We start from the raw sequence: 12864 nt of genomic DNA, 5'->3' as shown, positions 1-12864 counted from the left end.
TACACAAAAAAAAGCCCCGCTCAATCTCATTGAGCGGGGCTTTTTGATTGCAGCAGTTAAGGACGCTTGCGGTTACTGATCAGCGTGCCCATGCCGGTATCCGTGAAGATTTCCAGCAGTACCGCGTTCGGTACCCGGCCATCGATGATCAGCGAGCTGCCGACGCCGCCTTGCACCGCTTCGAGCGCGCAACGGATCTTCGGCAGCATGCCGCCGTAGATGGTGCCGTCGGCGATCAGCTCGTCCACCTGTTGGGTGGTCAAGCCCGTCAGCACTTGGCCTTCCTTGTCCATCAGGCCGGCAATGTTGGTCAGCAGCATCAGCTTTTCAGCTTTCAGCGCCTCGGCCACTTTGCCCGCCACCAGGTCGGCGTTGATGTTGTAGGACTCGCCGTTGGCGCCCACGCCGATCGGCGCGATTACCGGAATGAAGTCGCCCTTGACCAGCAGGTTCAGCAGGTCGGTGTTGATGCCGATCACTTCGCCCACTTGGCCGATGTCGATGATTTCCGGCTGGGTCATTTCCGGCGTCTGGCGGGTCACGGTCATTTTTTTCGCGCGGATCAGCTCCGCGTCTTTACCGGTCAAGCCGATGGCGCTGCCGCCGTGGCGGTTGATCAGGTTGACGATGTCCTTGTTGACCTGACCGCCGAGGACCATCTCCACCACGTCCATGGTCTGCGCGTCGGTGACGCGCATGCCATCGATGAAGTGACTCTCGATCGACAATCGCTTGAGCAAGTCGCCGATTTGCGGGCCGCCGCCATGCACGACGACCGGGTTGATGCCCACGGCTTTCATCATCACGATGTCGCGTGCGAAGCCGGTTTTCAGCTCCTCGCTTTCCATGGCATTGCCGCCGTACTTGATCACCAGCGTCTTGCCGACATAGCGTCGAATGTAAGGCAACGCTTCGGACAGGACCTTGGCGGTGTTGGCAGCGGCTTCGCGTTCGAGGGTCATTCAGGGCTCCGGTAGAAAATCAGAACGGTAATTGGAGATCAGGGGCAACACGTTTCAACTGGGCGTGGAACACGTCCTTGATGCGCTGCAACTCAGCCTCGGTATCCGCCTCGAAACGCAGGACCAGCACCGGTGTGGTGTTGGACGCGCGAACCAGGCCCCAGCCTTTGGCGTAATCGACTCGCACACCATCAATGGAGGTCAGCTCGGCGCCTTCGCCCCATTGCGCATCGTGCAGTGCGTCAATGATGCTGAATTTGCTCTCTTCGGTCACATGGATATTGATCTCTGGCGTGGAAATATCGTTCGGGAAGGTCTGGAACAGCTCCTCGCACGTCGATTTTTCCTTACTGAGGATCTCCAGCAGGCGCGCGGCGCTGTAGATACCGTCATCAAAGCCGAACCAGCGCTCCTTGAAGAACACGTGGCCGCTCATTTCGCCGGCCAACAGGGCGCCGGTTTCCTTCATTTTCTTTTTGATCAACGAATGACCGGTCTTCCACATCAGCGGGCGACCGCCATACTCCTTGATCAGCGGCGTCAGGCGGCGGGTGCATTTCACGTCGAAGATGATCTCGGCGTTAGGATTGCGCGCCACCACGTCCCGGGCGAACAGCATCAATAAGCGGTCCGGGAACACGATCTCGCCGGTCTCGGTCACCACACCCACACGGTCGCCGTCGCCGTCGAAGGCCAGGCCGACGTCAGCCCCGGTTTCCTTGACCTTGGCGATCAGGTCCACCAGGTTTTCGGGCTTGCCCGGATCCGGGTGGTGGTTGGGGAAGTTGCCGTCGACATCGCAGAACAAGGGGATCACTTCGCAGTTCAGGGCCTCAAGCAACTGCGGGGCGATTACGCCGGCCGCGCCGTTGCCGCAATCCACCACCACCTTGAGGCGGCGCGCGAGTTTGACGTCGCGGGTGATTTCGTCAGAGTAGCGCTGCAGGATGTCGACTTTGGTGACGGTGCCCTGGCCGCTGGTCAGGTCGTTGGTTTTGAGGCGCGTGTGCAGGGCCTGGATCTGTTCATTGGCGAGGGTGTCGCCCGCGATGACGATCTTGAAGCCGTTGTAGTCCGACGGGTTATGGCTACCGGTGAGCATCACCCCGGATTTGCCAGCCAGTACGTTGGCGGCGTAGTACAGCGCCGGAGTAGGCACCAGGCCCACGTCGCTGACGTGGCAGCCGCTGTCGGCCAGGCCCTGGATCAGTTGTTCTACCAGCTCGGGGCCGGACAGGCGACCGTCACGGCCGACCGAGACGTTGGGCTCGCCCTGGGCCAAACTTTGGGAGCCGATGGCGCGGCCAATCCAGTAGGCGGTTTCGGCGGTCAGCGTCTTGGGCACCACGCCACGAATGTCATAGGCGCGAAAGATGCTGTCGGGGAATGTCGGGGCTACTCGGGCTGCGGTACTCATCGCGGGGGGAAACTCCATCTGAAGGGGGCAAGGCTGGCCTTAATGACTGACCGGCAGGCTCAAACTGAAGGGTATGACGGTGTTTTCGGCAGAGAGTTCGTGGTGCAAAAATGCCATCGGCGCACCGGCCTTGTCTCGATGGTCACGTAACGCATTGATTTTTATAAAAAATTTCCACCGATAAAATCCACGCATTCTTCGTCCTGAAGCGCCTGGGACTTGGCGTCTGGCCGGGCTACGTTGCCCGGCCTGACTCAGCTTAGTCAGCGGCTGCCGGAATGCCCGAAACCGCCGGCGCCGCGTTGGGTTTCATCGAATGCCTGCACCAGCTCGAACTGCGCCTGTACCACCGGCACCAGCACCAACTGTGCGATGCGCTCACCCACGGCGATCTTGAACGTGGTCTGGCCACGGTTCCAGCACGACACCATCAGCTCGCCCTGGTAGTCCGAGTCGATCAGGCCCACCAGGTTGCCCAGCACGATGCCGTGCTTATGGCCCAGGCCGGAGCGCGGCAAAATCAGCGCGGCGAGGCCAGGGTCGCCCACGTAGATCGACAGGCCGGTCGGAATCAGCAGGGTCTGGCCCGGTTCAAGGACGGTGTCGGCCTTGAGCATGGCGCGCAGGTCGAGGCCGGCGGAGCCTGGAGTGGCGTAGGCGGGCAGCGGGAATTCGGTACCGATGCGGGGGTCGAGGATCTTGGCTTGCAAAGCGTGCATGGAGATTAAACCTGGTTCAGCCGTTGGGCGATAAAAGAGATCAGTTGGCGGGCAATTTTGCCTTTGCTGGTCTGGGCAAAAAGGGTGGCATGCAGCTCGCGGTCAATCACGCTGCAGGCATTTTCCTCGCTGTTGAAGCCGATGCTTGGGTTGGCGACATCATTGGCAACGATCAGATCGAGGTTTTTGTCTTTCAATTTGCGTGCCGCGTAGTCCAGCAAATGCTCGGTCTCGGCAGCGAAACCGACACTGAACGGGCGGTCCGGACGCGTGGCGATGGTGGCCAGGATGTCCGGGTTGCGCACCATTTGCAGGAGCAGACCGTCACCGCTTGTAGGGTCTTTCTTGAGTTTGTGTGGGGCGACAACTTCCGGGCGGTAATCCGCAACCGCTGCCGAGGCGATAAACAGGTCGCACGGAATAGCCGCCTCGCAGGCCGCCAGCATGTCGCGGGCGCTGACTACGTCGATTCGCGTGACCCGATCCGGGGTCGGCAAATGCACCGGGCCGGTGATCAGAGTGACGCGTGCGCCTGCCTCGACCGCCGCTTCGGCCAGCGCAAAACCCATTTTCCCTGAGCTATGGTTGGTGATGTAGCGCACCGGGTCGATGTTCTCCTGGGTCGGGCCCGCCGTGATCAGCACGTGCTTGCCGGTCAGGGCCAGGTGCTGGAAGCATTCGGCGGCGCACAGCGCCAGGTCGGTGGCTTCGAGCATGCGGCCCATGCCGACATCGCCGCAGGCCTGGCTGCCGGACGCCGGGCCGAACACCTTCAGGCCACGGTTTTGCAGCAGTTGCGTGTTGGCCTGGGTGGCCGGGTCGCGCCACATGGCCTGGTTCATGGCCGGGGCAATGGCGACGGTGGCGTCGGTGGCGAGTACCAGGGTGGTCAGCAGGTCATCGGCGATCCCCTGGGCCAGGCGCGCGATCAGGTCGGCGGTGGCCGGGGCGATCAGCACCAGGTCGGCCCATTTGGCCAGCTCGATATGGCCCATGGCGGCTTCGGCTGCCGGGTCCAGCAGGTCCAGGTGAACCGGGTGCCCGGACAGGGCCTGCATGGTCAGTGGCGTGATGAACTCACTGCCGCCGCGAGTCATGACCACGCGCACCTCGGCGCCGTGGTCAAGGAGCCTGCGGACCAGCTCTGCGCTCTTGTAGGCGGCAATGCCGCCGCCGACGCCGAGAACGATGCGTTTGCGATACAGACGCTGCATTGGTTTGCCTTTCCAGTTCAGTGATGCCGGTTCAGTGACGCCTGCGATGCCCCCTCCCCAGGGGAAATCACATGCAAAAAAGAGGGCCTACGATAACACAGCGTCCGCGAGGCAACAGCGCTGCACGTGGCGCATAGGGAGAGGGAGTCAGGATGAGTATTCGCGATTGGCCGGTGGCAGAGCGGCCGCGAGAGAAACTGTTGGAATGGGGCGCGGCGAGCCTGTCGGATGCCGAGTTGCTGGCGATCTTCCTGCGTACAGGGGTTTCTGGCAGAAGCGCGGTGGACCTGGCGCGCCACCTGTTGGCGCAATTTGGCGGTTTACGCCCGCTGCTGGAGGCCAGCCAGACCCTGTTCAGCCAGCAGTTGGGGCTGGGGCCGGCGAAGTTTGCCCAGTTGCAGGCGGTGCTGGAAATGTCCCGGCGCCATATGGCCGAACGCCTGCGCACCGATTCGGTGTTGGAAAGCCCGGTGGCCGTGCGCGATTACCTAAAGGCACTGCTGCGCCATGAGCCCCATGAGATCTTCGGTTGCCTGTTTCTTGATTCAAAGCATCGGGTGCTGGGTTTCGAGGCGTTGTCCCAAGGCACCATCGACGCCGCCGTGGTCTACCCCCGGCAGGTGGTCAAGCGTGCCCTGGCGTATAACGCGGCGGCGTTGATCCTGTGCCACAACCATCCTTCCGGCAGCGCCGAGCCCAGTGCAGCTGATCGAAAATTGACCAAGGTCCTGCAGAAGGCCCTGGAAGTGGTGGATGTGCGGGTGCTGGATCACATCATCGTTGGGGATGGCGACCCGTTGTCGATGGCGGAATATGGCTGGATGTAGGCCCGCCCCGAGGGGCGGGCCTGGTGCTCAGGGCTTGACGCTGACCTTCGAAAAATCCTGGCGCCCGAACGGGCTCACCTGATAGCCCTGGACACTCTTGCGCGCCAGGGCAAACGCCGTCGGGTGCGCCAACGGCAGCCACAGCGCCTGCTGCTGGATCTGTGCCTGGGCCTGTTGATACAGCTTGCTGCGCACCCCTTGCTCGCTGGTGGTCTTGCCGGCGCTGATCAGCTTGTCCAGCGCCGGATCGCAGTAGCGCGCAAAGTTGGTGCCGGACTTCACCGCCGCGCAGGAGAACTGCGGGGTGAGGAAGTTATCCGGGTCGCCGTTATCGCCGGCCCAGCCCATGAACAGCAGATCATGTTCGCCGGCTTTGGCACGACGGATCAGCTCGCCCCATTCGATCACCCGGATTTCGGCCTGGATGCCGACTTTGGCCAGGTCCGCCTGCAGCAGTTGTGCGCCCAGGTTCGGGTTGGGGTTGAGCAGGCTACCGGTGGGACGGGTCCAGATAGTGGTCTTGAAACCGTCCTTGAGGCCGGCGCGTTGCAGCAATGCCTTGGCCTTGGCGAGGTCCTGTGGATAACCCGGCAGGTCCCTGGCGTAGCTCCAAGTGTTGGGCGGGAACGGTCCGTTGGCCGCTTCGGCAGTCCCTTCAAATACGGCCTTGAGGTAGCTGGCCTTGTCGAAGGCCAGGTTGATCGCCTGGCGCACTTCGGGCTTGTCCAGGGGCGGGTGCTGGCTGTTGATGGCCACGAAGGCCGTCATGAACGCGGCGGTTTTTTCGACCTTGAGCGCCGGGTCCTTTTCGGCCGCGCCCACATCCAGCGGCTTGGGCGACAGGGCGATCTGGCATTCGTTGCGGTGCAACTTCTGCAGGCGCACGTTGGCATCCGGCGTGATGGCGAAGATCAAGTTATCCACCGCCGGTTTGCCGGCGAAATAGTCCGGGTTGGCTTTGTAGCGCACCACGGCATCTTTCTGGAAACGACTGAAAATGAACGGCCCGGTGCCGATCGGCTGGCTGTTGAGCTTCTCCGGCGTGCCGGCCTTGAGCAGTTTATCGGCGTATTCCGCCGGATAGATCGAGGCAAAGCCCATGCTCAGGGCGGCGAGGAAGGTAGAGTCGGCGTGATCCAGGGTGAAGCGCACGGTCAGCGGGTCGAGGGCGTCGATCTTCTTGACCAGGGTGGGCAACTGCAGGGACTGGGCGTGTGGGAAGCCGCTCTGGGCGATCTTGTGCCACGGGTTGGCAGGGTCGAGCATGCGCTCGAAGCTGAAGCGCACGTCTTCGGCGGTCAGGGCACGGCTTGGCGTGAAGTATTCGGTGCGATGAAACTTCACGCCCGGGTGCAGCTTGAAGGTATAGGTCAGGCCATCCGGCGAGACTTCCCAGCTGTCGGCCAGGCTTGGCACCAGCTTGCCGCTGGCTGCGTCATAGTCCACCAGGCGGTTCATCAGCACATCGGCGGAGGCGTTGGTGGTGGTCAGCGAGTTGTATTGCACCACATCGAACCCTTCCGGGCTGGCCTCGGTGCAAACGCTCAGGTTGGTGGCCGCGAGCGCCGCCGGAGCGATAAATAGAGGGGCAAGCAAGAGCGGTAGGGCAGCGAGGCGCATGTTCGGTTTCCTGTGCAGATCGAAGGCCCATCTGCGAGTGCAGTCTGGAAAAGTCCTACCGTAGTGGTCTGATTGCTAAATGACTAGTCCATTTTTGCCTGTGCTTTTGCCCCAAATGCTGTTTTGATGGCGCCTCAGCGCGTTTCGTCGAGTTCTTCACGGTGCACGCCGGCGCTGTAAATCATTCTGTGCGACGAGCGGTCGGCTGGGGCAGCGGCCCCTCCTGGCAACGGTTCAAGTATGTTTTGCGCGGATTTACGCCGGTAAAAACACACGGGCTGTTGTTGCACCTGGGTCTTTCTGGTATAAAGCAGCGCTCTTTTCTAGGGGCCCGGTTCCTTCGCTTGTAGGTGTAGCCGGTAAGACCCTAAAGAAACGCGGCGCCTGGCGCCAAATGACTGAGAGATTAAGCGGCCAACCCATGCCGGGTTGGGCATGTGGTTTTAGAGGGCTGAGGCATGTCGAGAGTCTGTCAAGTTACCGGTAAGGGTCCGGTGACTGGGAATAACATTTCCCACGCAAATAACAAAACCCGTCGTCGTTTCCTGCCGAACCTGCAGCATCACCGCTTCTGGGTTGAAGAAGAGAAACGTTTTGTTCGCCTGCGTGTATCTGCCAAAGGCATGCGTATTATCGACAAGCGTGGCATCACTGTCGTGCTGGCCGAAATTCGTGCCGCTGGCAAGATCTAAGGAGCTCTATCATGCGTGAATTGATTCGAATGATCTCTAGCGCCGGTACTGGTCACTTCTACACTACCGACAAGAACAAGCGTACTACCCCGGACAAGCTCGAAAAGAAAATGTTCGACCCGCGCGTTCGCAAGCACGTGATCTACAAAGAAGGCAAAATCAAGTAATTGATTTTCTTCCTTGTGAAAAAAAGCCCGGATCTCACGATCCGGGCTTTTTTTTGCCTGGTGGTAACCCCGCCCCGGACGCTCTGCGTCCCGCTGCAACCTCAAGCTTTCTGTTCAAACACCACGTAGATCTTGCGGCACGGTTCCAGCACTTCCCAAGTGCCACTGAAGCCGGCGGGGATCACGAAGCGGTCACCGGCGCGCAAGGTCTTGGCATTGCCATCGGCATCGCGCAGCACGGACACGCCTTGCACAATCTCGCAGTATTCGTGCTCGGTGTAATTGACCTTCCATTGCCCGACCTCACCTTCCCAGACACCCGCGTTCATCTGGCCGCAGGGGCTGTTGTAGTGGTTGTAGACGGTCTGCTCCGGGTCGCCCTTGAGGATTTTTTCGGCGTCAGGGCGGTAGCGTTCGGGGGCGGTGTTGGCTTGGCTGAAGTCGACGATATCCTGGATGCTCATGTGCGTGTCCCGTCTGGCCTGCGGTTGGAGAGCCCAAAGTCTATGTTTATTAAAATGAACATCGCAAGGGCGTTTACCCGTGTAATGTCAAATATATTGAAACATCCCCGGCCGCTGGTTTAGGGTGGCAGCTGCCTTGAGCCGAACAACTGGCTGGCGGGGCAAGCATTCTTTGAGGCTGCCGGGGGACATCGCCCGGCCCTCGTATTCAATAAGAGGAGGACACTCGCATGACCACCCTGACCCGTGCCGACTGGGAGCAACGCGCCAAGGACCTGAAGATCGAAGGCCGCGCCTACATCAATGGCGAGTACACCGCCGCCGTTTCCGGTGACACTTTCGAATGCATCAGCCCGGTCGATGGCCGCCTGCTGGCCACTGTTGCCAGCTGTGACGCCGACGACGCCCAGCGCGCCGTGGAAAACGCCCGCGCCACCTTCAATTCCGGCGTCTGGTCGCGCCTGGCGCCAGCCAAGCGCAAATCCGCCATGCTCCGTTTCGCCGCGTTGCTCAAGGCCAATGCCGAAGAGCTGGCGTTGCTCGAAACCCTGGACATGGGCAAGCCGATCAGCGACTCCCTGAACATCGATGTACCCGGCGCGGCGAATGCCCTGAGCTGGAGCGGCGAGGCCATCGACAAGATCTACGACGAAGTTGCCGCGACCCCGCATGACCAGCTTGGTCTGGTGACGCGCGAGCCTGTTGGTGTTGTCGGCGCTATCGTGCCGTGGAACTTCCCACTGATGATGGCCTGCTGGAAGCTGGGGCCTGCGCTGTCGACTGGTAACTCGGTGATCCTCAAGCCGTCCGAAAAATCCCCGCTGACGGCCATCCGCATCGCGGGCCTGGCGGTTGAAGCCGGTATTCCAAAAGGCGTGTTCAACGTGCTGCCGGGCTACGGTCACACCGTGGGCAATGCGCTGGCGCTGCACATGGACGTCGACACCCTGGTGTTCACCGGTTCGACAAAGATCGCCAAGCAGCTGTTGATCCGCTCCGGCGAGTCGAACATGAAGCGCGTGTGGCTGGAAGCCGGTGGCAAGAGCCCGAATATCGTGTTTGCCGATGCGCCGGACCTGCAAGCCGCCGCCGAATCCGCCGCCGGTGCCATCGCCTTCAACCAGGGCGAAGTCTGCACCGCCGGTTCGCGCCTGCTTGTGGAGCGCTCCATCAAAGACACCTTTCTGCCGCTGGTGATCGAGGCCCTGAAGGGTTGGAAACCTGGCAACCCGCTGGACCCTGCCACCAACGTGGGCGCGCTGGTGGACACCCAGCAGATGAACACCGTGCTCTCGTACATCGAAGCCGGCCATGCCGATGGCGCCAAGTTGGTCGCCGGTGGCAAGCGCACCCTGGAAGAAACCGGTGGCACCTATGTCGAGCCAACGATTTTCGACGGCGTGACCAACGCGATGAAAATCGCCCAGGAAGAAATCTTTGGCCCGGTCCTGTCGGTGATCACCTTCGACAGCGCCGAAGAGGCGATCAAGATCGCCAACGACACGGTCTACGGCCTGGCCGCAGCGGTGTGGACCGCCGATATCTCCAAGGCGCACCTGACCGCCAAGGCGCTGCGTGCCGGCAGCGTGTGGGTCAACCAGTACGATGGCGGCGACATGACCGCGCCGTTTGGCGGCTTCAAGCAGTCGGGTAACGGCCGCGACAAGTCGCTGCATGCGTTCGACAAGTACACCGAACTCAAGGCGACCTGGATCAAACTCTAAGTAGCACCGCAGTTCAAATGTGGGAGCGGGCTTGTGTGGGAGCTGGCTTGCCTGCGATAGCATCACCGAGGTGTGGCTGACACACCGAGGCGTCTGCATCGCGGGCAAGCCCGGCTCCCGCACAAGCCCGCTCCCATACTGTTTTGCGTGACCTTCAAAATTATCCACAGGAGCGTGGAAATGCGTTGGGCGACTTATTTCGCCGTGCTGGCCTCGGTGCTCAGCGTCGGGCTGGCCCTGGGCGTCAGCATGCCGCTGGTGTCCCTGCGCCTTGAAAGCTGGGGCTATGGCAGTTTCGCCATCGGGGTGATGGCGGCGATGCCGGCCTTTGGCGTACTGCTCGGCGCAAAGGTGTCCAGTCGCATGGCGTCATGGCTCGGCACCGCCAATCTCATGCGCCTGTGCCTCTGGGCTGGCGCGGTGTCCATCGGCTTGCTGGCCATCCTGCCCAACTACCCGGTGTGGCTGGTGCTGCGGCTGATGATCGGGGTGATCCTGACCATCGTGTTTATCCTCGGCGAAAGCTGGATCAACCAGTTGGTGGTGGAGCAGTGGCGTGGCCGGCTGGTGGCGCTGTATGGCTGCAGTTATGCCTTGAGCCAACTCTCGGGCCCCTTGCTGCTGGGCTTGATCGGCACCGACCATGACTACGGGTTCTGGGTCGGCGTCGGCCTGTTGGTGGTCGCGCCCTTGCTGTTGCTGGGCCGTACCGGCGCGCCGACCGCCGAGTCCTTCAGCGTGACCTTTGCCGACCTGTGGCGCTTCTGCCTGAGCCTGCCGGCCATCGCCTGGGCGGTGGCCTTGTTTGCCGCATTTGAGGCGATGATTCTGACGTTGTTGCCGGTGTATTGCCTGCAACAAGGCTTCACCGCTGAGGTCGCCTTGGCGATGGTCAGCACCGTGGTGGTGGGCGACGCGCTGCTGCAACTGCCGATTGGCGCGCTGGCCGACTACCTGCCGCGGCGCACGCTATTCCTGAGTTGCGCGGTGCTGCTGCTGGTGTCGAGCCTGGCCGTCCCGTTGTTGCTGCATACACCGCTGATCTGGCCAGTATGGGTGGTGTTCGGTGCCAGTGCCGGTGGGCTGTTCACGCTGTCGTTGATCCTGATTGGCGAGCGTTACCGCGACGATGCGCTGGTGCGCGCCAATGCTCACGTAGCGCAGCTGTGGGGTATCGGTTGCCTGATCGGCCCGCTGGTGGCCGGTGCTGGCAGCCAGTGGATCAGCGGGCATGCGTTGCCACTGCTGATGGCGGCCGGTGCGTTGGGGTTGGTGCTGCTGTTGTTGCGCCAGGGGGCATTCGGCGTTGCACAGCCGGCCTAATCTTGAAATACGGTCAAAATGTGGGAGCTGGCTTGCCTGCGATAGCGGTGGCTCAGCCAGCTCACCCGTTGCCTGACACTGCGCTATCGCGGGCAAGCCCGGCTCCCACAGTGACCTCTTTTGGCTTTAGAGCATGCGTTCCAGCCCGACAGAGGTAGCAAACCAGGCGTTGAACCTGCGCCACCAACTGCCCGGCTCGTGGGTCAGGGTGTGCAATTGACCGTTATCTTCGGTCACCCACACCACTTGCCCGTCCTGCAATTTCGCTTCATAGCTCAACGCTGGCGCCATGCCTTGCAGCGCCAGGTTGCGCACGTGCTCCGCCAACTCGGGGCTGTCCACCAGCACGCCGACCTCGGTGTTCCACAGCACTGAACGTGGGTCGAAGTTGAAGGAGCCGATAAATGATTTCGTGCGATCGAAGATCATCGCCTTGCTGTGCAGGCTGGAATCCGAGCCACGGAACGAGCCGCGTCGAAACAGGTGCGGCCCGCTGCCTGCGCTGGGGTCACCCGGCTGGCGACGCAGCTCGTAGAGTTTGACCCCGTGTTCCAGCAATGCCTTGCGATAGGGTGCATAACCACCGTGCACCGCCGGTACGTCAGTGGCTTCCAGGGAGTTGGTCAGCAGGCTGACCGACACGCCAGCATCGGCGCGGCCGGTCAGGTACACCAGCCCCGGTTGCCCCGGCACGAAATACGCCGAGATCATCATCAACTCATGCGTGACCCCGTCCAGTTCCGGCGCCAGTTGCGTGGTGAGCAACAACCGAGGGTCCGGGTCGGCCTTGGCCAGCACTTTGCTCGGTGCGTCCCACAGTGCCTGGTTCCACGCCCAGATCAGCTCCCGGCGCCAGGTGTCCATGCGCGGTTGGGTCTGGTAGGTGCGCAAGCGGTTGTACAGCGCGTGGTTTTGCTGGCGCGACTCGGCCAGGGAGGCTTCCAGGCGCACGCGCGCAGCGGCCAGGTCGACTCTGGACGGCGTAACGGAGACGAAATCAGCAATCGGCTTGCTCAGCGCGCTGTTCCAGTACTGGTCGAAACTGTGCCCCAGTTGCTCGGCCACCGGCCCCACGCTGAGCATGTCGATATCGGTGAAGTTCAGGTTGGGCTCGGCATCGAAATATTCGTCCCCCAGGTTGCGTCCGCCGACGATGGCCACGCTGTTGTCCGCCAGCCACAGCTTGTTGTGCATGCGCCGGTGTTGCAGCGACAGGTCGAACAGGCGGCCCATGGCCCGCGTCACGCCGGTACTGCGCCCCAGGTGCAGGGGGTTGAACAGGCGGATCTCGATGCTGGGATGGGTCGCGAGGGTGGCGATGACCTGGTCGAGGCCGTCGCTGGTGGTGTCGTCCAGCAGGATGCGCACGCGAACGCCACGGTCGGCCGCCTTGAGCAGTTCGTCCACCAGCATGCGGGTGCTGATGCCGTCATGCACGATGTAGTACTGCAGGTCGAGGCTGGTCTGGGCGTTGCGGATCAACTCGGCGCGGGCCATGAACGCCTCGCTGCTGTTGGGCAGCAGGCGGAAACCCGAGCGGCCCTGGTAAGGCGCGGCCTGGGCCTGGATCGAGCGGCCGAACGACGATTGCGCAGCGGGCAGGGCGTCACTGGGGATTCGCGGCGCGCTCACCGTGGCGCAGCCGCCCAGGGCCAGGGCTCCCAACAGGAAAAACGGAAATAGCCGTTGAATCATCAAGGGAGTCGCTTCCAGATCAGGGCGTTGTCGGTATATG

At 62.0% G+C, this 12864-nt stretch carries 11 protein-coding genes and 1 pseudogene; 5 read left to right on the top strand and 7 right to left on the bottom strand.

What is annotated here, in order from left to right; all coding sequences use genetic code 11:
• Positions 1-56 precede the first annotated feature (56 nt).
• The 4 genes and pseudogenes from argB to coaBC all read right to left on the bottom strand — a co-directional run bounded on the left by argB (position 57) and on the right by coaBC (position 4312).
• Positions 57-962 (bottom strand): acetylglutamate kinase, encoded by a 906-nt coding sequence (gene argB, locus KVG91_RS12505; protein ID WP_217894890.1) that lies wholly within the window; start codon positions 960-962, stop codon positions 57-59.
• A gap of 19 nt (positions 963-981) precedes the next feature.
• A pseudogene (locus tag KVG91_RS12500) lies at positions 982-2403 on the bottom strand (phosphomannomutase/phosphoglucomutase); the annotation flags it as partial.
• Between the two features lie 239 nt (positions 2404-2642).
• Entirely contained in the window at positions 2643-3098 is a 456-nt protein-coding gene (gene dut, locus KVG91_RS12495) for a dUTP diphosphatase (protein WP_169374891.1), read from the bottom strand.
• Between the two features lie 5 nt (positions 3099-3103).
• On the bottom strand, positions 3104-4312 hold the full coding sequence (coaBC, locus tag KVG91_RS12490; protein WP_169374892.1) for a bifunctional phosphopantothenoylcysteine decarboxylase/phosphopantothenate--cysteine ligase CoaBC: 1209 nt from the start codon (positions 4310-4312) through the stop codon (positions 3104-3106).
• A 152-nt stretch (positions 4313-4464) separates the two neighbouring features.
• Between coaBC and radC the strand changes: the two genes are divergently transcribed.
• The gene (gene radC / locus KVG91_RS12485) at positions 4465-5139 is read left to right on the top strand and encodes a RadC family protein (protein ID WP_076952036.1); all 675 of its coding nucleotides are present in this window, start codon (positions 4465-4467) and stop codon (positions 5137-5139) included.
• Between the two features lie 27 nt (positions 5140-5166).
• Here the strand turns inward: radC and KVG91_RS12480 are convergent, their stop codons facing one another.
• On the bottom strand, positions 5167-6759 hold the full coding sequence (locus tag KVG91_RS12480) for an ABC transporter substrate-binding protein (RefSeq protein ID WP_169374893.1): 1593 nt from the start codon (positions 6757-6759) through the stop codon (positions 5167-5169).
• Positions 6760-7217: 458 nt separating this feature from the next.
• On the opposite strand from KVG91_RS12480, the gene rpmB reads away from it, so the two are divergent.
• Both rpmB and rpmG read left to right on the top strand, forming a co-directional pair.
• The gene (gene rpmB / locus KVG91_RS12475; RefSeq protein ID WP_003176907.1) at positions 7218-7451 is read left to right on the top strand and encodes a 50S ribosomal protein L28; all 234 of its coding nucleotides are present in this window, start codon (positions 7218-7220) and stop codon (positions 7449-7451) included.
• 11 nt (positions 7452-7462) lie between these two features.
• The gene (gene rpmG, locus KVG91_RS12470; protein ID WP_003176906.1) at positions 7463-7618 is read left to right on the top strand and encodes a 50S ribosomal protein L33; all 156 of its coding nucleotides are present in this window, start codon (positions 7463-7465) and stop codon (positions 7616-7618) included.
• A 101-nt stretch (positions 7619-7719) separates the two neighbouring features.
• On the opposite strand, the gene KVG91_RS12465 is transcribed toward rpmG, so the two are convergent.
• Positions 7720-8082: a cupin domain-containing protein gene (locus tag KVG91_RS12465; RefSeq protein ID WP_169374894.1), complete on the bottom strand. Its 363-nt coding sequence runs from the start codon at positions 8080-8082 to the stop codon at positions 7720-7722.
• 230 nt (positions 8083-8312) lie between these two features.
• On the opposite strand from KVG91_RS12465, the gene KVG91_RS12460 reads away from it, so the two are divergent.
• A complete protein-coding gene (locus KVG91_RS12460) occupies positions 8313-9806 on the top strand; it encodes an aldehyde dehydrogenase (RefSeq protein WP_169374895.1) in 1494 nt (497 codons plus the stop codon).
• A 180-nt stretch (positions 9807-9986) separates the two neighbouring features.
• A complete protein-coding gene (locus tag KVG91_RS12455; protein ID WP_169374896.1) occupies positions 9987-11129 on the top strand; it encodes an MFS transporter in 1143 nt (380 codons plus the stop codon).
• Between the two features lie 126 nt (positions 11130-11255).
• Here the strand turns inward: KVG91_RS12455 and KVG91_RS12450 are convergent, their stop codons facing one another.
• Entirely contained in the window at positions 11256-12824 is a 1569-nt protein-coding gene (locus KVG91_RS12450) for a phospholipase D family protein (protein WP_169374897.1), read from the bottom strand.
• Positions 12825-12864 lie beyond the last annotated feature (40 nt).

This window comes from Pseudomonas azadiae (genome assembly GCF_019145355.1).
Lineage (GTDB): Bacteria > Pseudomonadota > Gammaproteobacteria > Pseudomonadales > Pseudomonadaceae > Aquipseudomonas > Aquipseudomonas azadiae.
The sequence above is the reverse complement of the archived record's forward strand: the minus strand, read 5'-3'. Positions and strand labels throughout refer to the sequence as shown.